We start from the raw sequence: 21364 nt of genomic DNA on the forward strand, positions 1-21364 counted from the left end.
CTCCGCTGCGTACGCTGGGAGCAGAGCGTGCCACGGCCCGCCGCCGTTTCGGCAGGGCCGCGAGGGGTATCGCCACCGAGGCCCACCCCCCACCGGCACCCTTCCCCGGAACACCACGGAGCAGCACGTCCATGAGCGAAGAGACCCTCGACGACATCGCCGCCACCATCGCGGAGCGCGCCTCGGCGGCCGGCCGCACCGTGGCCGTCGCGGAGTCGCTGACCGGAGGCATGGTCGCCTCCGCCCTGGCCCGCGCCGAAGGCGCGTCCGAATGGTTCCGCGGCTCCGTCGTGGCCTACTCCAGCGAGGTCAAGCACGACCTGCTCGAGGTCCCCGAGGGGCCGGTCGTGAGCGAGCCCGCCGCCCGCAGCATGGCGCGCCGGGTGCGGGAGCTGCTCGGCGCCGACCTCGCCGTCGCGCTGACCGGCTCGGGCGGGCCGGACCCGCAGGACGGCCAGCCGCCCGGGACCGTGTACATGGCGGCCGCCGGCGAGCCCGGCGGCGAGGAGGTGCTCCGGCTCGAGCTCGAGGGCGAGCCCGCGGAGATCTGCGGCGCCGCCGCGAAGGAGGCCCTCGAGCTCATCGTGGCCCGCCTGCGGGGCGAGCAGGAGGACGCGGCGGTCGGCTCCGGCGCGGGCCGGGGCGGCGGCGGGGAATGACCGACGCCTCCACCGCGACCGTCGCCGGCGTCCCGGCGCCCGCCCGGCGCCTGCTGCAGGTCCGCACGATCTACGCCGAGCCCGAGGCCCGGGACTCGCCGCGCGGCCGGCAGGTCCTCGAGCGCTTCCCCGACGCGGAGATCGTCGAGGTCCCGTCGCACTGGCAGATCCCGGAGCTGCACGGCAACGCCGGGAACGTCGACCGCTGGGTGCGCGTCAAGACCGAGACGCTGGTGCTGGGCGTGAAGAAGTCGCTGTCCGCGCGGCCCAACGGCCGCTCGGCGGACTTCATCGCCCCCTCCACGGCCAACGGCTGCGCGATGGCCTGCGCCTACTGCTACGTGCCGCGCCGCAAGGGCTACGCCAACCCGATCACAGTCTTCACCAACATCGAGCGGATCACGAAGTACCTGCGCGGGCACGTGCAGCGCCAGGGCCCGAAGCCCGAGCCGAACCAGGTCGACCCGCACGCCTGGGTCTACGACATCGGCGAGAGCTCGGACGTCTCCGTCGACGCCCTGGTCAGCGACAACGTGGCGGACCTGGTCGGGACCTTCCGCGAGCTGCCCACGGCCAAGGCGAGCTTCGCCACCAAGTTCGTCAACCGCGAGCTGCTCGACCTCGACCCGCAGGGCCGCACCCGGATCCGCTTCTCGCTGATGCCCGAGCGCGACTCGAAGCTGCTCGACGTCCGCACCAGCCCGGTCGCGGAGCGCATCGCCGCGATCGACGACTTCGTCGCCGCCGGCTACGAGGTGCACCTCAACCTCTCGCCGATCGTGCTGCGCGAGGGCTGGGAGCAGGACTGGGCCGAGCTGCTCGACCGGCTCGACGACGAGCTCGGCGCCGCGTTCAAGGAACAGGCGGCCGCGGAGATCATCATGCTCACCCACAACCGCGAGCTGCACGAGGTCAACCTGGGCTGGCACCCGAAGGCCGAGGAGGTGCTGTGGCGTCCGGAGCTGCAGCAGGCCAAGCGCAGCCAGAGCGGGATGTGGAACGTCCGGTACCGCAACGTGCCCAAGCGGGAGGGCGTGCAGGCCGTCACCGACCTCGTCGCCCGGCACGCGCCGTGGCTGCGGGTGCGGTACGCCTTCTAGGAACCGCCTGCCGAGGAGGTCACCCATGACCGTCGACGCCGCACCGCGGACCGACCACGGCCTCTTCGGACCGCGGTCGGTGACCTGGCGGGTGCACCTCGAACCGGTCCTGTGGGTGGCCGGCATGCGCGCGCTGCTCCTGCAGTCCCTGCACCCGCACGTCATGCGCGGGACCTTCCAGAACAGCGCGCTGTTCGACCCGGCCAAGGCCTGGCCGCGGTTCCAGCGGACCGTGGAGTTCGTCGGCACCCGCACCTTCGGTTCGCTGGCCGAGGTCGAGGCGGCGGGGGCCCGGGTGCGGCGGCTGCACCACCGGCTGCGCGGGTTCGACCCGGAGACCGGCCGGCGGTTCCCGATCGACGCGCCCGAGGGCCTGCTGTGGGTGCACTGCGGCGAGATCGACTCCTACGTCGACGTCGCCCGCCGCGCCGGGATCGTCTCCGCCGCCGAGGCGGACGAGTACGTGGCCGAGAGCGTCCGGGCCGCCGCGGTGGTGGGCCTGGACCCGGCGGTCGTGCCCGCGTCCCGCGCCGAGCTGGCCGCGTACTTCACGCGGATGCGGCCCCGGCTGCGCGTCACGGACGAGGCGCGGATCGCCGTCGGCGGGCTGCTCGCCCCACCGGCCGCGCCGCCCGACGCGCCCGCGTGGACCCGCGCGGCGATCTCGGCGACCGCGACCGCCGCGCTGGCCACCCTGCCGCGCTGGGCCCGCCGGCTCTACGGGCTGCCCGGGCTGCCGACCACGGACCTGGCCGCGTCCGCGCTGCTCGTCGGCCTGCGCCGGGCCACCGACCTGCTGCCCGACCCGCCCGCGCCGCCGGAGGTCCGGGAGGCGCGCCGGCTCGTCCGGCTCGCGCGGGCGGAGGAGCCGGTGTGAGGTCGCGTCCGTGGCGGGTATCTCCCGGTGCATCCGTTCGGACGAGCACCGGGAGGACACGATGAGCGAGTTCGAGAAGGGCGACAAGGTCCGCTGGAAGAGCCACGGCGGCTGGGCCGAGGGCGAGGTCCTGAAGAAGATCACCGAGGACACCGAGGCCGCGGGGCGGACGGTGCGGGCGTCGAAGGACGAGCCCCAGTACCTCGTGCACAGCGAGAAGAGCGACAGCGAGGCCGTGCACAAGCCCGACGCGCTGGAGCGCTGCTGACCCACGGCGCGCCGGGGCCACAGCCGGTTGGGCGGGGCCCGGGCGGGTAGCCGAAGGGGCATGACGACCCGAGAACTCGCCCTCGTGACCGGCGCCTCCAGCGGCATCGGCCTGGAGCTCGCCCGCGAACTGGCCCGCCGCGGCTACGACCTCGTCGTCACCGCCGAGGACGCGGCCCTGGAGACCGCCGCCGGGAAGATCCGCGAGGCCGGCGAGAGCGCCGAGGACGACGGCGGCGCCGTCTCCGTCACGACCGTGCACGCCGACCTGCGGCGCCGCGAGGGCGTCGAGGAGGTGTGGGCGGCCGTCGGCAAGACCGGGCGCCCGCTCGCCGTCGCCGCGCTCAACGCCGGCGTCGGCCTCGGCGGCCCGTTCGTGGAGAACGACCTCGAGGCCGAGCAGGAGATCATCGACGTCAACGTCACCTCGACCGTGCGGCTGGCCAAGCACGTGCTGAGGGACATGGCGGGGCGGCACGCGGGGCGCGTCCTGATCACCTCGTCGATCGCGTCCCAGATGCCCGGCACCTACCAGGCGATCTACAACGCGTCCAAGTCCTTCCTGCAGTCCTTCGCCGAGGCGGTGCGGACCGAGCTCGAGGCCGCGGACACCGGCGTCACCGTGACCTCGCTGATGCCCGGGCCGACCGAGACGAACTTCTTCCACCGCGCCGAGATGGACGACACCAAGGTGGGGGCCTCGGACTCCAAGGACGACCCCGCGCAGGTGGCGAAGCAGGGGGTCGACGCCCTGCTCGGCGGCAAGGAGAAGGTGGTCGCCGGCTCGCTGTCCACCCGCGCGCAGAGCGTGGCGAACGACGTGCTGCCGGACAAGCTCAAGGCCGGGGCGCACAAGAAGATGGCGGAGCCCGGCTCGGCGGAGAAGTGATCCCCTCGGACCCGGGAAGGAGCGAGGCCGTGGCCGACGAGCACGAGGAAGCCGAGGAGCTGCGCGACGACGTGCCGTCGACGATCGCGCGCTCGGGCGACAAGGCCGTCCGCACCTACAAGAAGGCGCTCGAGTCGGCGGAGCAGAGCTACGGCGACGGCGAGCGGGCCCACCGCACCGCCTACGCCGCGCTCAAGCACACCCACGAGAAGGTCGGTGACCACTGGGAGCCGAAGGACGAGCCCGGCCCCTCGGACGAGCAGGCGGAGAAGAGCGCGCCGCGGTCCCGGTCCGACGACGGCGACACCGCCGGCGGGGTCGACACGAGGGCCAAGAAGGGGCACCTCGTCGAGGTCGCGGAGAAGCTCGGCATCGACGACCCGGACGGCAGGAACAAGGACGAGCTCGTCACGGAGATCCGGAAGGCGAACGACCGGGAGACCGCCCGCGCCCGGAAGAAGTGACCCCGGGCGGGGGCGACCGGCGCCACACTGATCCGGTGACACGCGTTTGACCGGCGGAAACCGGGGGGACCCCAGGCGCATTCCCCTTCGAATCGCAGGGAGCCTGCTGTGACCGACGTGCACCCGGAGGGCCTCCTCGACGCCCCCACCCGGGTCCGTGCCCGCCCCCGCCTCGGAGCCCCGCTGTGGCTCTGGGCGATCATCTCCGCGGTCTGCTCGCTGGTCGCGGTGGCCGCCTTCGTGCGGTGGGACCCGCTGGGCGGGGCGGGCACCACGGCGGACACCGGCGCGTCGAGCGGGCTCGCCGTGGGCGGCACCAGCCTGCTGCCGCTGGAGAAGGCCTCCGGGCCGGGCGGCGACCTGTCCGGGTTCGCCGGCCGCCCCGTCACCGCGGAGGGCGTCCCGGTGCAGTCGGTCCCGGCCGACGAGGGCTTCTGGCTGGGCACCGCGCCCGACGAGCGGGTGTGGGTCCAGCTCGTGGCTCAGCCGGGCGAGTCGCCGTTCCGGGTCACGGCCGACGACCGGGTGTCCTTCACCGGGCGGATGGTGCCGCACACGGACGGCTTCGCCGCGCAGGTGGCGCCGGGCGACCCGGCCGCGTCGGCGCTGCTGGGCCGCCAGCGTGCCCACGTCGAGGTCGCGAAGTCGGACCTGGAGATCGTCTCCTCGTAGTCGCCCCGGCCCGGGCGGGCCCGAGGATTGAACGCGCCGGTCCGCGGGCACGCGAGGGCATGACCGCACGCGACAAGAACGACGAGGGCATGACCGAGCAGGTCCTGCGGGAGTCCACCATCACCGGCACCCCGGAGAACGACGCTCACGCCGCGGCCGACGAGCCGCAGGGGGCGGCGTTCCCGCGCGGCGGCGCGAACGAGGCCGACAGCGCCGGTGAGCACGAGGAGGGCGACCGCTGACGGCCGTCGGCCTGCCGGTCGAGGAGGTCCGCGGGCACGAGCCGGCTCCGGTCGACCCCGGAGGGTTGCGCGGCCCGGCTCGGGGCACTCCGCCGGGATGACCGACACGGATCGGACCAAGCTCGGCAACACCGACGGTCACCTGGAGGACGAGCTCGAGCAGGCCTTCGACCGGTTGGTCGGGGAGGGCGTCCAGCGGCTCCACCGCCCGTGGCGGGAGGTGCTGGTGACCGGCTTCTTCGGTGGCACCGAGGTCGCGGTCGGGGTGCTGGCCTTCCTCGCGGTCCGGCAGGCGACCGGGAGCGCGCTGCTCGGCGGGCTGGCCTTCTCCATCGGGTTCCTGGCCCTGCTCCTGGGGCGCAGCGAGCTGTTCACGGAGGGGTTCCTGGTCCCGGTCACCACGTTGGCCGCGAAGCGGGCGACGGCGGGACAGCTGGCCAAGCTCTGGGGTGGGACGCTGGTCGCCAACCTCGCCGGTGGCTGGGTGATCATGTGGCTGGTGATGAAGGCGTACCCGGGTCTGCACCACCAGACCGTGGAGTCCGCCGCCCACTTCGCCCTGGCCCCGTTCTCGGTGGAGTCGGTGTGCCTCGCGGTGCTCGCCGGCGCCGTGATCACCCTCATGACGCGGTGGCAGCACGGCACGGACTCGGCCATGGCGAAGATCGTGGCGGCGGTGGCGGGCGCCTTCCTGCTCGCCGGACTGCAGATGTTCCACTCGGTGCTGGACTCGCTGCTCATCTTCGGTGCGCTGCACACCGGCGCTGCGTCGTTCGGCTACCTGGACTGGCTGGGCTGGTTCGCCTACACCGCCGTCGGCAACGTGGTCGGCGGTCTCCTGCTAGTCACGCTCCTGCGCCTCGTGCGCACCAAGGACCGCCTGGCGGAGGAGCGTGCGCAGGTGGGCGCCGGCTGAGGCGGCCGCCGCGGGAGCGCGCGCGTGCACTCGTCGCCGCCCGCGCCGCCGGCGGCCTCGAGCGCGACGGCCGAGGCCCGGTGCACCGTCCACGCCGGACGACGTGTGACCCGGGCGGGTACGGGTAGCTCGCCCCCGTGGAGATCGCGGGCAGCGTCGTGGTGGTGACCGGCGCGTCGAGCGGCATCGGGCGGGCGACCGCGCTCGAGCTGCTCCGGCGGGGTGCGCGGGTGGTCGGTGTGGCCCGCGACGCCGAGGCGCTGGCGGGGCTGGCGGAGCACGGCCTGCTCCCCGCCCCGGCCGACACGAGCGACTTCCCGGCGGTCGAGGCGGTCGCCCGCGCGACCGTCGAGCGCTTCGGCCGCATCGACGCCTGGGTGAACTGCGCCGGCGTCGTCGAGTTCGGGGCGTTCCTCGACGTGCCCCTCGAGGACCTCCGACGGGTGCTGGAGGTCGACCTCCTCGGGTACGTGCACGGCTGCCGGGCCGCGCTGCCCGGGATGGTGGAGCGGGACCACGGGGTGATCGTGAACGTGTCGTCGATCGTCGGGATGATCGCGCTGCCCTACGGCGCCTCCTACTCGATGGCGAAGTTCGCCGTCCGCGCGCTCTCCGTGAGCCTGCGCCAGGAGCTGCGCACCTCGGGCGTGCGGGGGGTGCGCGTCGGCACGGTGCTGCCCGCCGCCGTCGACACCCCGATCTGGCGGGAGGCCGCCAACGTCACCGGCACGCGGCCGCGGCTCGCCGCGCCGACGTACAGCCCCGAGCGCGTCGCCCGCATCGTCGTGAACCAGATCCGCCGGACCCGCCGCGAGGTCGTGGCCGGCGGCGCCCTCGGCCGGCTGCTCCTGCTGCAGCACAAGGTCTGGCCGGAGAGCGCCGAGCGGGTGTTCGCCGCCGAGGTGCACCGCTACGTGCTCTCCCGGCCCGGCGGGCCGGAGGAGGATCCCGGGAACCTGTACACCCCGCCCGAGCGGCCGCGCCGGGTGCACGACGGCTGGAACGGGCCCGGGCGCGAGCGGGGGCGGCGGGTCGCGACAGGACTGAGCGCCGCGACCGTGGTGGCGGCGGTCGTCGGCCGGTGGGCCGTGCGGCGGTGAGGCAGGTTCGAATGACGGGGCAGGGTCGGGTGGCGCGGCGTCGGGTGCCCGGTGGGGCTCGTGGAGGGAGCGGGATGCAGGTCGAGCGGTTCGTGCCGGCGGAGCCGGCGAAGGTCTGGCGGGTGCTCGCGGACGGCTGGAGCTACCCCCTCTGGGTCGTGGGCGCCACCCACATGCGGGGCGTCGACGAGGGCTTCCCCGCCGTCGGGACCTGCCTGCACCACAGCGTCGGCAGCTGGCCCCTGCTCATCAAGGACCGCACCGAGGTGGTGGCCTGCGAGCGGGAGCGGCTGCTCGAGCTCAAGGCGCACGCCTGGCCGACGGGCGCGGGACGGGTGCGCATCGAGCTGCGTCCGGAGCCCGGCGGGACCCGGATCACGATGCACGAGCACGCCGAGTCCGGGCCCGCGGTGCTCCTGCCGGGGCCGCTGCAGCAGGCCCTGCTGGTGCCGCGGAACACGGAGACCCTGTCCCGGCTCGACAGCATCGTGCGGAACCGGCCGTGAGCACCGGGGGCACGGACGGCGCCGCGGGCGGTGTGGGCAGCGCGGGCGGTATGGGCAGCGCGGGCGGTGTGGGCAGCGCGGGCGCCGACGCCGTCGTGATCGGGGCCGGGCACAACGGCCTGGTCGCCGCCAACCTGCTCGCCGACGCCGGCTGGAGCGTCCTCGTGCTGGAGGCCGCCGAGGCCCCGGGCGGGGCCGTGCGCACCGCCGAGATCACCGCCCCGGGCTTCCGCAGCGACCTGTTCAGCGCGTTCTACCCGCTCGGCGCCGCCTCCCCGGTGCTGCGCGAGCTCGGCCTCGACCGGTACGGCCTGCGCTGGCGGCACGCGCCCGAGGTCCTCGCGCACGTCACCCCGGACGACCGCTGCGTCGTCCTGTCCCGCGATCTCGACGCCACCGCCCGCGGGCTGGACGGGTTCGCGCCCGGCGACGGAGCGGCCTGGAAGGAGATGGCGGCGGAATGGGCCCGGATCCGGGACCCGCTGCTGGAGACCGTGCTGCGCCCGTTCCCGCCCGTGCGCGGGACCCCGCGGCTGCTGCGCGCGCTCGGCACCGCCGACGCGCTGCGCTTCGCCCGGATGGTCGTGGAGCCGGTGCGGCGCTTCGCCGACGAGCGGTTCGCCGGGGAGGGCGCGAAGCTGCTGCTGGCCGGCAACGCGCTGCACACCGACCTCGGTCCCGACATCGCCGGCAGCGCGGTGTTCGGCTGGTTGCTCTGCATGCTGGGCCAGGACGTCGGCTTCCCGGTGCCCGAGGGCGGCGCCGGGCGGATCGTCGACGCGCTGGTGGCCCGGCTCGAGGAGCGCGGCGGTCGGGTCGAGTGCGGCCGGCCGGTGCGCGAGGTCCTGCTGCGGGGCGGCCGGGCGGTCGGGGTGCGGGACGCCGAGGGCACGCCCGTCACCGCGCGCCGCGCGGTGCTCGCCGACGTCCCCGCACCGGTGCTCTACCGGGACCTGGTGGGGGAGGAGAACCTGCCGTCGCGGTTCGTCCGCGACCTCGACCGGTTCCAGTGGGACACGGCGACCGTCAAGATCGACTGGGCGCTCGACGGTCCGGTGCCGTGGGCCGCCGAGGAAGCGCGCCGGGCCGGCACGGTGCACCTCGGCGCGGACATGAACGGGCTGCGCGGCTACGCCGCCGATCTGGCCGCCGGGCGGGTGCCCGAGGAGCCGTTCCTGCTGTTCGGGCAGATGACCGTCGCGGACCCCTCGCGCTCGCCCGCGGGCACCGAGTCCGCCTGGGCCTACACCCACGTGCCCCGGGACCTGGGCTGGGGCGAGGCGGACCTGCGCCGGCACGTCGAGCGGATCGAGGCGACGGTGGAGCGCAACGCGCCGGGCTTTCGCGACCTGGTCCGGGCGCGTTCCGCGGCCGGGCCCGCGGACCTGCAGCGGCGCAACCCCGGCCTGGTCGACGGGTCGATCAACGGGGGCACGGCGGCCGTGCACCAGCAGCTGGTGTTCCGGCCCGTGCCCGGGCTGGCGCGCGCGGACACCCCGATCGACCGGCTGTTCCTGTCGGGTTCCTCGGCGCACCCCGGGGGCGCGGTGCACGGCGGGGCGGGCGCCAACGCGGCCCGGGCCGCCCTCGCCGCCTCCGGCCGCCTCGGCCCGCTCTACCGCGGGGTCGTCCGCGCCGCCCACAAGCGCATCTACGCCGAGCCCCGACGAGCGCAACACCGATCCAGGACGCACGATCTCCGGCCCTGACCCGCGTTGTGGAACCATGACGCGCAATTCCGGCTCCCGAGCGCGTCATGGTTCCACAACTCCTGGTCAGGGACGTGTGCGGAGGAGGTCCGGGGTCAGGGCCGGGCGGCCGCCCGGGCGGAGAACGGTGCGGGCCGCGGCCGCCACACCGACCGCGAGCGCGGCGGCGGGTTCGGCGGAGGGGTTGCGGAGCAGGGCGACGGCGAGCCCCGCGGTGAGCGCGTCGCCCCCGCCGGTCGTGTCGACGGGCCCCTGCGGCCCGGGATCCTCGTGCGGCAGGAACGCCTCGCCGTCGGACCAGACCGCCACGTTGCCGGGCGCGCCGCGCTCCACGCCGAGCACCGCGAACACCAGCCCGGCCTCGGCGAGCCGGCCGCCGGCGTCGGCCGTGGCGTCGGGGCCGTCGATCTCCCGGCCGAGCAGCTGCTCGGCCTCGGCCGGGTCGGCGCGCAGCACGACGAGCAGGCCGAGCAGCGCGGCGCGCCGCTCCGCGCCGGGCACGCCGTCGAGCACGATGCGGGCGCCGCCGGTGTGGGTGTGGCGGGCTGCGGCGAGGAGGGCCGGCACCGGCTGCTGGGCCTGCAGGACGACGACGCGGGCCGCGCGCAGCTCGGCCGCGGCGGCGCCGACGTCCGCCTCGGTGAGGAGCACCGGCTCGCCCAGGTCCTGCAGGTACCGCCAGCGCCCATCCCGGTCGAGCACGTCGACGACGAGGCCCGTCGCGGTGCCGGGGCGACGCACGACCCGGGACACGTCCAGCCCGTCGAGCCGGGCCCGCTCCAGCACGAGCTCCGCCGCGGTGTCGTCCCCGGCCACGGCGACCAGCGCGGTCGTCGCGCCCAGCTGGGTCACGCCGACCGCGCAGTTGGCGCCCTTGCCGCCGAGCATCTCGTGGCGCTCGCGGACGTCGGCCGCGCTGCCGGGTTCCGGCACCGCGTCGACCACCAGCACCAGGTCGCGGGCCAGCTGGCCCACGACCACGACCTCCGGGACGCTCCGCATGCCTGCCGCCCTACCCGCGTCGCGGGCGGGCACACGCGCGGCGGTGCACCCGCACCCCCTGTCAGTACTCGGGGTCGCCGGGACGCGGCGGCGCGCAGTTGTTGGCCACGTTCATCTGCCGGGCCAGCTCGTCCACCCGCTCCGCGCGCGCCTGCTCGTCGTTGCGTCCGGACTCCCCGCCGGCGTCCCCGGTCCGGGTGCCGCCCTCCTCGTGGGCCCGCTCGGCTCCGTCCTCCTGGGCGGGATCCTGCACGCCACGGACCTCCCTCGTCGAGTCGTCGTCAGCCGGTCCGGTCTCCGCGTACCCGATCAGGGCGGCCTCACACGCCGCGCAGCCACCCGCCCGTGCCGCGTCACTCCCGGAGCACGGCCGCCACCGGCGGGGACCGGAAGGCCGTGCCCTCGCCGTCGGTCCAGCGGCGCAGGTCCGGCTTCTGCGGGCCCGAGCCGCCGAGCAGCAGCACACCCGTCAGCACCGCGACCCCGGCGCCGGTGACCACGACGCCGAGCAGGATCGTCCGGTCGATCGCCGCGGGGCCGCCGGACATCGCCAGCTTCGTCACGACCGGCGCCACGAGGAACGCGGCCTCCGAGCGCAGGAGCTGGACCAGCGCGAACGCCGGCCCGAGCCGGGGTGCGGGCACGCTGAGCGCGCCGAGGAACAGCCCCGGGCCGACACCCGCGCCGGCGCCCAGCCCGAGCAGGAGGCCCGCCACCGCCGCACGCCCGAGCCCGCCGCCGCTCAGCAGCACGGCGCCGGCCGCGCACACGGTGAGCAGCCCGCCGAGCACCAGGACGGGCAGCCAGCGGGTGGGCAGGACCCGCACGATCAGCAGGATCGCCAGCAGCATCCCGGCGATCTCGGTGGCCAGCGCCCCGCCGACGACCGCGGGCGGGTCCCCCTCGACCTGCTGCAGCCGCAGCACGGCCAGCTCGGTGAACGCGGTGAACCCGGCGCCGGTGACCATCGCGGCGCCGATGCCCGTGATCGGCAGGGTGTGCGCGATGAGCCGCACCGGCATCAGCGGGTGCTCCTTGCGGTACTCGCGCACCACCAGCAGGACGAGCGCGGCGAGCCCGAGGACCGTCGGCACCACGAACCCGGGCGTGGTGGGCGCCTGCCCGACCAGCACGCTCACGCCGACGAAGGGCAGGAAGGTCGCGGCCGCGGCCAGCGGGATCCCGGACGGGTCGAAACCCATCCGCGGCGCCTCGGCCTCGCCGCGCCCGAACCCGGCGAGCCCCACCACGAAGCCGGCCAGCGCGATCACCGCGGCGCCGGCGTGCACCCACCGCCACCCCCCGGGCGACGCGGCGAACCCGCCGATCGACGTGCCGAGCACCGCGCCGCCGAAGAGCCCGAGGTTGATCAGCGCGACGGTGAGCGGGATGCGCTGCGGGCCGTGTCCGGTCACGGCCGGCGGCAGCGACACGACCAGCAGCATCCCGCTGCCCAGGCCCAGCAGCACCCGCCCTGCGATCAGCGCGGCGTTCGACCCCGCGAGCGCCGCCACCCCGGCCCCGACCGCGACGAGCAGCGTGCAGCCGAGGTAGATCCGGCGGGGGTCGATCCGGCGCATCAGGTCGGCGGCCGCGACCACGCCGAAGGCGTACGACGCGTTGCCCAGCCCTTGGCCGAGCTGCAGCCCGGCGCGGTCGGTGCCGAGCTCGCGGGCCAGCACGGCGGTGAACAGGAACGGTGCGGTGGAGAGCAGCACGAAGGGCGCCAGGCCGAGCAGTGCCATCGCGATGCCGGTGGACCAGCGACCCGTGAGCCGGGGCGACGGCAGCCTCATCGGGCGGGGTGGCACGGGCGGGGGAGCACGGGCATGTCCCCGTCTTCCCGCCCGCCCAGGGGCTCAACCGGCGGGGCGGGCGCGAGCCGGCGCGCTCAGCTCAGCCGGTGCCCGAGCGATGCCGCGAGGGCCGACTCGCCCGGCAGGGCGGTGCTCGTCGGGATCCCCAACGCCCGCAGGATCATCCGGGCGGGTCGGTGCTCGTCGCAGACCAGGTGCAGCCCGCCGCCGCGCACCTCGAGGTCCTCGCGCAGGGCCAGCAGCTCGCGCACGCCGCCGGCGCACAGGTGCTGCAGGTCGTCGAGCTCCACGACCACCAGGGTGCGGCCGGTGTCGGCCAGCCGCTGCAGGACGCTGCGGAAGCACCCGAGGCTCGCGAGGTCGACCTCGCCGCTGAGGTGCGCGACGAGGTAGCCCGACTCCGGCCGGTCCTCGAACTCGATCTCGACCATGGCCCTGTCCTGCATCGGCGGTGGCGCCTCCCCGTGACGGGAGCTCGCGCGCTGCGTGGTTGAACGCGGCGACTCCGGAGAACACCCAATGCTGGCACGCGTGTACCGGTCGCGTCACCCCCCGAACCGGCGCACCGGGTCCGGGCCGTCGTTTGTCGGACCGCCGGCCGGGTATCGCCCCGGGGACCGAGGCCCGGAGACCGGGGAGTCCCGCATGCTGACCGCACTGGCCCTGAACTGCACGTTGAACCCGTCCCCGACCGGCTCGAGCACCCAGAAGCTGATCGACGAGGTGTTCGCCGCGTTCAAGGAGCACGACGTCGTGGGCGAGACGGTGCGGGTGGTCGACCACGACGTCCGCCCCGGCGTCCAGCCCGACATGGGCGGGGGCGACGAGTGGCCCGAGCTGCGCCGCCGGATCCTCGGCGCGGACATCCTGCTGCTGGCCAGCCCGACCTGGGTCGGGCACATGAGCAGCGTCGCGCAGCGCGTGCTGGAGCGGCTCGACGCCGAGATCTCCGAGACGGACGAGCAGGGCCGTCCGCTGATGTTCGGCAAGGTCGCGGTCGCCGCCGTCGTCGGCAACGAGGACGGCGCGCACAAGATCGCGGCCGACCTGTTCCAGGCGCTCAACGACACCGGGTTCAGCGTGCCGGCCCAGGGTTCCGTGTACTGGAACGGCGAGGCGATGTCCGGCACCGACTACAAGGACCTCGACGAGACCCCCGAACCGGTGGCGGCCACGACCGCGACCCTCGCCGCCAACGCGGCGCACCTGGCCCGGCTCCTGAACGAGCACCAGTACCCCGCCTGAGAGGAGCACCTGTGCGCGCACTGACCTGGCACGGCAAGCGCGACGTCCGGGTGGACACCCACCCGGACCCGTCCATGAAGGATCCCGACGACGTGATCGTGCAGATCACCTCGTCCGGGCTGTGCGGTTCCGACCTGCACCTGTACGAGGTGCTGGGCCCGTTCCTCCAGGAGGGGGACATCCTCGGTCACGAGCCGATGGGCATCGTCGCCGAGAAGGGTTCCGCGGTGACCGCGCTCGACGTCGGCGACCGGGTGGTCGTCCCGTTCAACGTCTCGTGCGGCACCTGCTGGATGTGCGAGCGCGGGCTGCACTCGCAGTGCGAGACCACCCAGAACCGCGAGCAGGGGATGGGCGCCAGCCTGTTCGGCTACACGAAGCTCTACGGGCAGATGCCCGGCGGCCAGGCCGAGTTCCTGCGGGTCCCCTTCGGCAACCAGCTGCCGATCAAGGTGCCGGAGGGCCCGCCGGACGACCGCTTCGTCTACCTCTCCGACGTGCTGCCCACGGCCTGGCAGGCCGTGGCCTACGCCGACCCGCCGCGCGACGGCAGCCTGGTCGTCCTCGGGCTCGGCCCGATCGGCGACATGGCCTGCCGCATCGCCCGGCACCGCGGCGTCGAGACGGTCGTCGGGATCGACCTGGTGCCCGAGCGGCTCGCCCGGGCGCAGAACCGCGGCGTGACGACGATCGACCTGCGCGACGCGGGCAAGGACGTCGTCGACGCGGTCCGCGCGATCACCGGCGGCCGCGGGGCCGACGCGGTGATCGACGCCGTCGGCATGGAGGCGCACGGCTCGCCCTTCGGCAAGATCGCCCACCAGCTCGCCGGGTTCCTGCCCGACGCCCTGGCCGCACCGTTCATGAAGACCGCGGGCGTGGACCGGCTGGCGGCCCTGCAGATGGCGATCGGGCTCGTCCGCCGCGGCGGCACCGTCTCGCTGTCCGGGGTGTACGGCGGCATGGCCGACCCGATGCCGATGCTGCAGATGTTCGACAAGCAGATCCAGCTGCGGATGGGCCAGGCGAACGTGCACCGCTGGGTGCCGGACCTGCTGCCGCTGCTCACGGACGACGACCCGCTGGGTACCGAGGACTTCGCCACGCACCACGTGCCGCTCGAGGCGGCGCCCGACGCGTACAAGATGTTCCAGGAGAAGCGCGACGGGGCCGTGAAGGTGCTGTTCAAGCCGGGTACCACCACGTCATGAGCGGCAAGAGCGCCGAGGAGGTCCGCACGGAGTTCGACGAGGCGGTCAACATGACCGCCGGCGAGCTCGAGAAGTGGCTGGAGACGGACGAGTCCAAGGACGCGGGCCAGCACGAGGACGGCGGCGAGTCCGTCGGGCACGAGTCCGGCCGCCGGATCGTCGACCTCCTGCGGACGAAGAAGGCCGACCTCTCCGAGGACGACGAGAAGCACATGCGCAAGGTCGTCGGCTACGTGCACCGGCACATGGCGCAGCGGCCCGACGGGGACGTCCGGGAGACGACCTGGCGGTACTCCCTGATGAACTGGGGGCACGACCCCCTGAAGTGATTGTCGCGCAGCACGCGGGCCGCCCGGACCGGGCGGCCCGCGTCGGCGTCCGGGGCCGGTCGGGCAACCCGTGCGGTCCACCCCGGACGGGTGGTTGACCGGGAGGGCCCGGGGTAGTTCGCTCGCGGGGAGAGCCGAGGGGGAGCCATGCTGAGCGACGAGGACCGGCGCCGGCTGCAGGACATCGAGGCGGCGATCCGGATGGAGGACCCGCGCTTCGCCGAACGGCTCGCCGACGGGAGATTCCCGGCCCGCGCCGGGCGGGCGGTGGCGTTCGCCCTGATCCTGCTCGGCCTCCTCGGGCTGCTCGCCGGGCTCGCCCTGTTGTCCGGGCCGATGGTGCTCTTCGCCGCCCTGGTCACCGCGATGGGCGTGACGTTGTGGAGCCGGCTCGGCCGGCGGCGCCGCGGCGCCGGCTGAGCCCCGCGCTCAGGCCTCGCTCAGGCCACCGCGCGGGACTGCTCGACGGCGAGCGCGTCGACCAGGTCGTTCATCGGGTCGCCGGAGTGGCCCTTCACCCAGCGGAAGGACACGTCGCCGCGCTCGTCGACCAGGGTGACCAGCGGCTCCCAGAGATCCCGGCTCACCACCGGCTTGCGCGCGCTCGTCGTCCAGCCGCGGGCGAGCCAGCCCTTCCACCAGCCGTCCCGGAAGCAGTTCACGACGTAGGTCGAGTCGCTGACCACCACGAGCGGGCCCTCGAGCGCCCGCACCGCCTCCAGCGCGGCGCGGATCTCCATGCGCTGGTTGGTGGTGCCGGCCTCGCCGCCGCTGTCCTGCCGGCCGTCCTTCGTGGCCCACGCCCAGCCGCCGGGGCCGGGGTTGCCGGAGCACGCCCCGTCCGTCCACACCTCCAGGGCGCCGTCCGCCGCCGGCATCTCCGGGCGGGGGGCCGACCGCGCGGGCCGGGCGGCCGGCGTGTCCGCCGCCGGACCGCCGTTCCCACTGCTCTTCGCGGCTGCGGCGCACCCGGTGTGCGCCCAGGCCTTCCCGGCCTTCGCGATCTCCTCGCCGGGCCGGATGGGGCTCGAGCAGACGCCGCAGGTGGTGGCGTACTTCGCGGTCATCGGCACCGGGCCAGCCTACGGGCCGCCGTCGGCACCACCGCCCGGGCTCCCGGCATGCCGGAGTCGCGCAGCGGGTACCGCTCGCCCCGTGCCGACTCAGGTCCTGCTGGTGGTCGTCGTGCTCGCGGCGGGGGTGGTGCTCGGCCGCCTGGTGAGCCGGCGGACGGGCCTCCCCGACGCCGCCGTGTACGTGCTGCTCGGGGTGGGCGCGGCGTTCATCCCCGGCGTGGCGGAGGTGCGGCTGTCCCCGGACCTGGTGCTGCTGCTCTTCCTGCCGCCGTTGATCTACTTCGCCGCCTTCTTCAGCGACCCGCGGGAGACGGCCAACCACCTCGTGCCGGTCGTCGGGCAGGCGGTCGGCCTCGTCGTCGTCACGGCGGTGGCCGTGGGCGGGACGCTGCTGCTGGTGGTCCCCGACGTGGGCTGGGCCGCCGCGATCGCCTTCGGGGCGGCCGTCGCGCCGCCCGACCCGGTGGCGGCCGGATCGGTCCTGCAACGCCTCGGGGCCCCGCGCCGGCTCGTCACGGTGCTCGAGTCCGAGGGCCTGGTCAACGACGGCGTGGCCCTGACCGTGTTCGCCGTCGCGATCGGGGCCGTGGGCGCCACGACCAGCATCGGCGAGATCGGCCTGCAACTGCTGATCGAGGTGGGCGGGGGCATCGCGTTCGGCCTGGTGGTCGGCATCCTGGCCGCGGCCCTGCGCCGGTACGTGCGGGACACGGCGAGCCACGTGCTGCTCTCGCTGGTCACGCCCTATCTGGCTTTCGTCCCGGCGCAGGAGCTGCACGCCTCCGGTGTCCTGGCGACGGTGACCGCGGCCGGGTGGCTCGCCGTCCGCGGCCGCGGGCTGGTCGAGCCGACCGTGCGGCTGCACTCGGAGACCTTCTGGACCGTGCTGAACACCCTGCTGGTGGCGCTGCTGTTCGTGCTGCTCGGGATCCAGGTGCCCACCGTGTTCCGCGAGATCGGGGCCTACCCGTGGCCGGCGCTCGTCCTCGCCGCGGTGGCGGTGTCGGTGGCGGCGATCGCCGTGCGGCTGGTGTGGGTGATGGCGGTCCCGCCGCTGGGCACGCTGCTGCCGCTCCAGGACCCGGAGGCGCACATGCCCTGGCGGGAACGGCTGGCCCTCGGCTGGTGCGGGCCGCGGGGCGCCGTGTCCCTCGCCGTGGCGCTGTCCATCCCGCTGACCGTGGCGGGCGGGGCCCCGTTCCCGCGCCGCGACCTGCTGCTCTTCCTGACCGTCGTGGTGGTGCTGGTGACCCTGGTGGGCCAGACGGTCCCGTTGCCCTGGCTGCTGCGGGTGCTGCGGCTGCGGCCCGACGAGCGCGAGCGCACCGAGGGCATCCGGGCCCGCCGGGCCGCCGTCGACGCCGCGCTGCGCGAGCTCGACGAGGTCACCGAGCAGGACGAGCCGGGTCCGGCCGGGGTCGAGGAGCTCCGCCAGATCCTGGAGCTGCGCCGCGACCACCTCCGGGACCAGCTGGAGGCGACCCGGCGGAACCAGCGCGGCGCCGACGGCCGCGCCGACGGCGAGGGCGACGACCTCGGCGACGACCTCGGCGACGGCGACGGGGCGGGGCCGCGGGCCGGGGACACGGACGGCCCTACCGACATGAGTGCCCTGCGGCTGCGGCTGCTGAAGGTCGAGCGCGAGACCCTGCGCCGGCTGCAGTCGCGCGGTGAGATCAGCCGCCCGACGATGGTCGCGATCAGCCAGGAGCTGGACCTGGACGAGACCCAGCTCCGCCGGCGGCGCTGAGCACCGGGCGCGCGCTGCCCGTGCCCCGCTACTCGTGCAGGTAGGTGACGGTGAACGTGCCCCCGCTCACCGCCCCGGTGCGGGTCTGCCGCACGCCCCCGGTCCCGGACTCGAAGCTCACCGGGCGGGCGGACGCGAGCGGCCGGCCGTCCACGGTGGCGCCCGTGATCGTGAGGCTCCCGAAGGCCGGGAACGCGCCCGTTGGCGACTCCACGACGACCTCCGCCGACGCGTGGTCGTCCTGGTGCAGGGGCGTGTGCGCGGTGCGCGTCCAGCCGCGGGTGGTGTCGGCGACCGTGAGCGTGTAGCCCGTCGCCGTGCGCCGCACGCTCGCCGTCATCCGGTCGCCCGGGGCGACCGGGTCGGGATGGTAGACCGGCGGCTCCGGGGCCGTCTCGTACCAGGCGCGGTAGACCGGCTTCCCGGACGCGCAGGTGATCTCGAGCCCGGTCTGCTGCACCGAGTTCGTGGCGATGCCGCCCAACCCGACCCAGGGTCCGACGACCTGGGTGGGGGCGCCGCACCGCACGGCGGGGACCGTCCATGCGGCGGAGACCGTGCTCAAGCCCGCGCCGGCCGCCACCCAGCCGGACCAGTTCGAGCCGGTGACGGCCTGGTAGGCGACGGGCGCGGTCCCGGAACCGGTGGTCGCGGTCGCCGCGGTGCTCGCGGCCCCGTCACCCGGCGGGGCGAGCAGCAGCACGACCGCGCTCCCCGCCGCCGCGGCGGCGCCCGCGACCCGTCGCCCGTGCTCTTTCCACGACCCCGCCATGACGTACCCCCACCTCCGGCCGGACAGGGGCGCCAGCCAAGCACGCCGCACCGCCCGGAAGACAGGGCGACCGGCCCTTGCACCCGGGCGGGCCGGGCGGCTCAGCGCAGCTGCGGCAGGATCTTCGCGGCCCAGCCGCGGAAGAAGCCCTCGTGGTCCGCGCCGACCTGCTGCACGTAGACCTCGTCGACGCCGGCGTCGAGGTAGCGGCGGACCCGGTCCAGGTGCTCCTCCGGGTCGTCGCCGCAGACGATCGTCTCGCCGACCTGCTCGCGCGACACCAGCGTCATGGCGTCGGCGAAGTCCTGCGGGCGGGGGAGGGTCTGGGCGAGCTGGCCGGGCAGCGCGTCGTTGCCCCACAACCGGTGCGCGCGGTCCAGGGCGGCCTCGCGGTCGGCGTCCCAGCACACCTTCATGCCGGCCTGGACGGGCTTGTCCCCGCCGCCGGACTCCCGGAAGGTCTGCACCAGGTCGGCGTCGGGCATCACCGTGCAGTAGCCGTCGCCGATCCGGCCGGCCAGCTCGGTGGCCTGCGGGCCGAACCCGGAGACGTAGATCGGCACCGGTTGCTCGGGCAACGTGTAGATCCGCGCCTCCTGGACCTCGTAGTAGGTGCCGTGGTGGCTGGTCTGCTCCCCCTCGTGCAGGAGGCGGATCACGTCGACCGCCTCCTCGAGCATCGCCAGCCGCTTCCCGACCGAGGGCCAGGCGTCCCCGAGGACGTGCTCGTTGAGCAGCTCGCCGCTGCCGACGCCGAGGACGAACCGGCCGTCGAGCTGCACGGCGGCGGTCGCGGCGGCCTGGGCGATCACGGCCGGGTGGATGCGGATCGTCGGGCAGGTCACCGCGGTGGTCACCGGAAGCGACACCGCCTCGGACAGCGCGCCGATCACGGACCAGACGAAGGGGCTCTGGCCCTGCTCGTCGTTCCACGGGTGGAAGTGGTCGGAGATCCACAGCCGCTCGAAGCCGGCCCGCTCCGCCGCCCGCGCCTGGGCGACGAGCTCCTTCGGGCCGTACTGCTCGCAGGACAGGAAGTAGCCGATGCTCGCCATGCGGTAGCCCTACCCCGGCGAGGCACCGTGAACCGCCCGCCGGCGTGGGGTCCGCCCGCGTCCGGCTGGGCTGCCCGGGGCAACACCGGTCACCCGGCCGGGTCCCGCGCTGCGGCGGACGGGCGCATTCGACGTCGGAGGTCCCGCGCGGCGCGTGGCCGGGTCCCGGTTCGGGGTAGTCGGGAGAGCGCGGCCGGGCATCGGCGGCGCGGCGGGAGGGAGCACTGATGCGCACGACGGCGCTGGAGATCGACGGCGAGGCCCCGCGGTCGGAGAACGGGACGCGGCCCGATCCCGTCGAGCGCCGGCGGGCCGCGGTCGCCGATCTCAAGGCGAGCCTGCGGGACCTGCTCCGCACGCTGCTGCGCTCCTCGGTCGGGCTCGTCCTGGAGCACGTCGAGGACCTCGGCGGGACGATCCAGAAGATGGCCGCGTCGGGCGGGCTCGCGGTGGGCGCGGTGCTCGGCGGGGTCCGGGCCGGGCTGGCCGGGAAGAACCCGATCTGGGGTGCGCTGAAGGGCGCCGTCGGGGCCATGAGCACCGGAATGCGCGTCGCGATCATTCTCGCGCTGGTCCTCGCGATCGTGCTGTTGCCGATCACCGTGGTGCTGCTTCTCGTCGCGCTCATCGTGCTGATCGTCGTGGCGGCCGCGAAAGCAGGTTCCTGACGCGCCGGTTCCCTTTCCGCACCCGTCGATGATGGAGAAGACGGAGGTGCGGGCCGACCCGCTGTGCACCCTCCTCACACGGGCGCTCCCGCTGCGTGACAAGGCCTTCCGCCGACCGGGCGGTAAGCCCTCGTTCGGCCCAGCGCCGTCGCGGAGACGTCGCAGCAGACGTCCCCCGGCTGATCCAGCACCATCTCCGGGAAATGGGCCGGGCGGGTGGACCGAACAGCGCAAAAATGCGCGATGTCCGCGATCAGCGTGTGCGGCCAGATCCGTTCGGGTAGAAGCTGCAGACCCCGGTTCGGGGCTCGGGCGTGATCGGTTCGGTGACACCGGGCCCGGTCGGGCGGGCGCGGACCGGCCACCACACGAGGAGGCACGATGAAATGCGGCGCACGGGTGGCGTTGGGGGTAGCCGGCGGCTACTTCCTGGGGCGCACCAAGAAGATGAAGCTCGCCCTCATGCTCGGCGGGATGGCCGCGGGGCGTCGTGCGGGCGGGCCGGCTGAGCTCCTGGCCCAGGGCACCAAGCTGCTCAACAGCTCCCCCGAGCTGTCCGCGCTGACCGACCAGGTCCGGGGGCGGCTGCTCGAGGCGGGCAAGGGTGCCGCGATGGCCGTCGCGGCGCGCCAGGTCGCCGCGCTGACCGACAAGGTCGGCAAGAAGGTCGAGGGTCTCGTCGACGCCGGGTCGGGGGCCGGGGACGGCGCGAAGAACACCGCGAAGGACTCCGCCGAGGACACCGCGAAGGACACCGCCGAGGACACGGCGGAGGACACCGCCGAGGACACCGCGGAGGACACCGCCGAGGCGGGCACCGACGCCACGCAGAGCGCCGTGTCCAGCGCTCGCGACGCGGCCGGCGGGGGCGACGACGAGGCCGACCGGTCCGACGAACCGGCCGAGCAGGCGACCGACGGGGCCGGCGACGAGCCGGAGCAGGACGAGGAGCCGCCGAAGCGGCGCCGCACCGCCAAGGCACAGGGCGGCCCGGCGCGCGGGGCGGGCTCCCGGACCGCGGGCAGCGGGCGTCGCACC

26 protein-coding genes are annotated in these 21364 nt (G+C 75.1%); 19 read left to right on the top strand and 7 right to left on the bottom strand.

The genetic code is table 11. The features are described from left to right. Nucleotides 1-131 precede the first annotated feature (131 nt). The 12 genes from ACFQH9_RS07510 to ACFQH9_RS07565 all read left to right on the top strand — a co-directional run bounded on the left by ACFQH9_RS07510 (nucleotide 132) and on the right by ACFQH9_RS07565 (nucleotide 9401). Nucleotides 132-659: a CinA family protein gene (locus ACFQH9_RS07510; RefSeq protein ID WP_379565176.1), complete on the top strand. Its 528-nt coding sequence runs from the start codon at nucleotides 132-134 to the stop codon at nucleotides 657-659. Next, nucleotides 656-1759 carry a spore photoproduct lyase family protein gene (locus ACFQH9_RS07515; RefSeq protein WP_379565177.1) on the top strand — a complete coding sequence of 368 codons (1104 nt, stop codon included), beginning with the start codon at nucleotides 656-658 and terminating at the stop codon, nucleotides 1757-1759. The genes ACFQH9_RS07510 and ACFQH9_RS07515 overlap by 4 nt, the downstream gene beginning before the upstream one ends. Before the next feature lie 25 nt (nucleotides 1760-1784). After that, complete coding sequence (locus ACFQH9_RS07520; protein ID WP_379565178.1) at nucleotides 1785-2636, top strand: oxygenase MpaB family protein; 852 nt, start codon at nucleotides 1785-1787, stop codon at nucleotides 2634-2636. 61 nt (nucleotides 2637-2697) lie between these two features. Next, the gene (locus ACFQH9_RS07525) at nucleotides 2698-2904 is read left to right on the top strand and encodes a hypervirulence associated TUDOR domain-containing protein (protein ID WP_379565179.1); all 207 of its coding nucleotides are present in this window, start codon (nucleotides 2698-2700) and stop codon (nucleotides 2902-2904) included. A 60-nt stretch (nucleotides 2905-2964) separates the two neighbouring features. Next, nucleotides 2965-3792 (top strand): SDR family NAD(P)-dependent oxidoreductase, encoded by an 828-nt coding sequence (locus ACFQH9_RS07530; protein WP_379565180.1) that lies wholly within the window; start codon nucleotides 2965-2967, stop codon nucleotides 3790-3792. A gap of 29 nt (nucleotides 3793-3821) precedes the next feature. Continuing rightward, entirely contained in the window at nucleotides 3822-4256 is a 435-nt protein-coding gene (locus ACFQH9_RS07535; protein ID WP_379565181.1) for a ChaB family protein, read from the top strand. A 108-nt stretch (nucleotides 4257-4364) separates the two neighbouring features. Beyond that, nucleotides 4365-4928 (top strand): hypothetical protein, encoded by a 564-nt coding sequence (locus ACFQH9_RS07540; protein ID WP_379565182.1) that lies wholly within the window; start codon nucleotides 4365-4367, stop codon nucleotides 4926-4928. Between the two features lie 59 nt (nucleotides 4929-4987). Continuing rightward, complete coding sequence (locus ACFQH9_RS07545) at nucleotides 4988-5170, top strand: hypothetical protein (protein WP_379565183.1); 183 nt, start codon at nucleotides 4988-4990, stop codon at nucleotides 5168-5170. 97 nt (nucleotides 5171-5267) lie between these two features. Continuing rightward, entirely contained in the window at nucleotides 5268-6086 is an 819-nt protein-coding gene (locus tag ACFQH9_RS07550) for a formate/nitrite transporter family protein (protein WP_379565184.1), read from the top strand. 137 nt (nucleotides 6087-6223) lie between these two features. After that, a complete protein-coding gene (locus ACFQH9_RS07555; RefSeq protein WP_379565185.1) occupies nucleotides 6224-7186 on the top strand; it encodes an SDR family NAD(P)-dependent oxidoreductase in 963 nt (320 codons plus the stop codon). 74 nt (nucleotides 7187-7260) lie between these two features. Then, nucleotides 7261-7692: an SRPBCC family protein gene (locus ACFQH9_RS07560; protein ID WP_379565186.1), complete on the top strand. Its 432-nt coding sequence runs from the start codon at nucleotides 7261-7263 to the stop codon at nucleotides 7690-7692. A gap of 50 nt (nucleotides 7693-7742) precedes the next feature. Then, complete coding sequence (locus ACFQH9_RS07565) at nucleotides 7743-9401, top strand: phytoene desaturase family protein (protein ID WP_379565208.1); 1659 nt, start codon at nucleotides 7743-7745, stop codon at nucleotides 9399-9401. 66 nt (nucleotides 9402-9467) lie between these two features. Here ACFQH9_RS07565 and ACFQH9_RS07570 read toward each other — a convergent pair whose 3' ends face one another. The 4 genes from ACFQH9_RS07570 to ACFQH9_RS07585 all read right to left on the bottom strand — a co-directional run bounded on the left by ACFQH9_RS07570 (nucleotide 9468) and on the right by ACFQH9_RS07585 (nucleotide 12651). Continuing rightward, nucleotides 9468-10403, bottom strand: coding sequence for a PfkB family carbohydrate kinase (locus ACFQH9_RS07570; protein ID WP_379565187.1), 936 nt, complete (start codon nucleotides 10401-10403; stop codon nucleotides 9468-9470). A 61-nt stretch (nucleotides 10404-10464) separates the two neighbouring features. Continuing rightward, the gene (locus ACFQH9_RS07575) at nucleotides 10465-10656 is read right to left on the bottom strand and encodes a hypothetical protein (protein ID WP_379565188.1); all 192 of its coding nucleotides are present in this window, start codon (nucleotides 10654-10656) and stop codon (nucleotides 10465-10467) included. A 100-nt stretch (nucleotides 10657-10756) separates the two neighbouring features. Then, on the bottom strand, nucleotides 10757-12148 hold the full coding sequence (locus tag ACFQH9_RS07580) for an MFS transporter (protein ID WP_379565189.1): 1392 nt from the start codon (nucleotides 12146-12148) through the stop codon (nucleotides 10757-10759). Between the two features lie 146 nt (nucleotides 12149-12294). Beyond that, on the bottom strand, nucleotides 12295-12651 hold the full coding sequence (locus ACFQH9_RS07585; RefSeq protein ID WP_379565190.1) for an STAS domain-containing protein: 357 nt from the start codon (nucleotides 12649-12651) through the stop codon (nucleotides 12295-12297). 214 nt (nucleotides 12652-12865) lie between these two features. Between ACFQH9_RS07585 and ACFQH9_RS07590 the strand changes: the two genes are divergently transcribed. The 4 genes from ACFQH9_RS07590 to ACFQH9_RS07605 all read left to right on the top strand — a co-directional run bounded on the left by ACFQH9_RS07590 (nucleotide 12866) and on the right by ACFQH9_RS07605 (nucleotide 15425). Further along, nucleotides 12866-13465, top strand: a complete 600-nt coding sequence (locus ACFQH9_RS07590; RefSeq protein WP_379565191.1) for a flavodoxin family protein — start codon at nucleotides 12866-12868, stop codon at nucleotides 13463-13465. An 11-nt stretch (nucleotides 13466-13476) separates the two neighbouring features. Beyond that, nucleotides 13477-14676: an alcohol dehydrogenase catalytic domain-containing protein gene (locus ACFQH9_RS07595; RefSeq protein WP_379565192.1), complete on the top strand. Its 1200-nt coding sequence runs from the start codon at nucleotides 13477-13479 to the stop codon at nucleotides 14674-14676. Then, the gene (locus ACFQH9_RS07600; RefSeq protein WP_379565193.1) at nucleotides 14673-15005 is read left to right on the top strand and encodes a DUF3140 domain-containing protein; all 333 of its coding nucleotides are present in this window, start codon (nucleotides 14673-14675) and stop codon (nucleotides 15003-15005) included. Before ACFQH9_RS07595 ends, ACFQH9_RS07600 begins: the two co-directional genes overlap by 4 nt. A 147-nt stretch (nucleotides 15006-15152) precedes the next feature. Next, complete coding sequence (locus ACFQH9_RS07605; RefSeq protein ID WP_379565194.1) at nucleotides 15153-15425, top strand: DUF3040 domain-containing protein; 273 nt, start codon at nucleotides 15153-15155, stop codon at nucleotides 15423-15425. A gap of 20 nt (nucleotides 15426-15445) precedes the next feature. On the opposite strand, the gene ACFQH9_RS07610 is transcribed toward ACFQH9_RS07605, so the two are convergent. Next, nucleotides 15446-16072: a ribonuclease H family protein gene (locus ACFQH9_RS07610; protein WP_379565209.1), complete on the bottom strand. Its 627-nt coding sequence runs from the start codon at nucleotides 16070-16072 to the stop codon at nucleotides 15446-15448. An 88-nt stretch (nucleotides 16073-16160) separates the two neighbouring features. Here ACFQH9_RS07610 and ACFQH9_RS07615 point away from each other — a divergent pair, with 88 nt between their 5' ends. Then, nucleotides 16161-17831: a Na+/H+ antiporter gene (locus tag ACFQH9_RS07615; protein ID WP_379565195.1), complete on the top strand. Its 1671-nt coding sequence runs from the start codon at nucleotides 16161-16163 to the stop codon at nucleotides 17829-17831. Between the two features lie 28 nt (nucleotides 17832-17859). Here ACFQH9_RS07615 and ACFQH9_RS07620 read toward each other — a convergent pair whose 3' ends face one another. Both ACFQH9_RS07620 and ACFQH9_RS07625 read right to left on the bottom strand, forming a co-directional pair. Further along, complete coding sequence (locus tag ACFQH9_RS07620) at nucleotides 17860-18603, bottom strand: G1 family glutamic endopeptidase (protein WP_379565196.1); 744 nt, start codon at nucleotides 18601-18603, stop codon at nucleotides 17860-17862. Between the two features lie 101 nt (nucleotides 18604-18704). Then, complete coding sequence (locus ACFQH9_RS07625) at nucleotides 18705-19658, bottom strand: TIGR03557 family F420-dependent LLM class oxidoreductase (RefSeq protein ID WP_379565197.1); 954 nt, start codon at nucleotides 19656-19658, stop codon at nucleotides 18705-18707. A gap of 227 nt (nucleotides 19659-19885) precedes the next feature. Between ACFQH9_RS07625 and ACFQH9_RS07630 the strand changes: the two genes are divergently transcribed. Then, nucleotides 19886-20326 carry a hypothetical protein gene (locus tag ACFQH9_RS07630; protein ID WP_379565198.1) on the top strand — a complete coding sequence of 147 codons (441 nt, stop codon included), beginning with the start codon at nucleotides 19886-19888 and terminating at the stop codon, nucleotides 20324-20326. A gap of 381 nt (nucleotides 20327-20707) precedes the next feature. Next, on the top strand, nucleotides 20708-21364 hold a 657-nt coding region (locus tag ACFQH9_RS07635; RefSeq protein WP_379565199.1), incomplete at its 3' end, for a hypothetical protein.

Origin of the sequence: Pseudonocardia lutea (assembly GCF_042658055.1) — a bacterium.
Classification (GTDB): Bacteria; Actinomycetota; Actinomycetes; order Mycobacteriales; family Pseudonocardiaceae; genus Pseudonocardia; species Pseudonocardia lutea.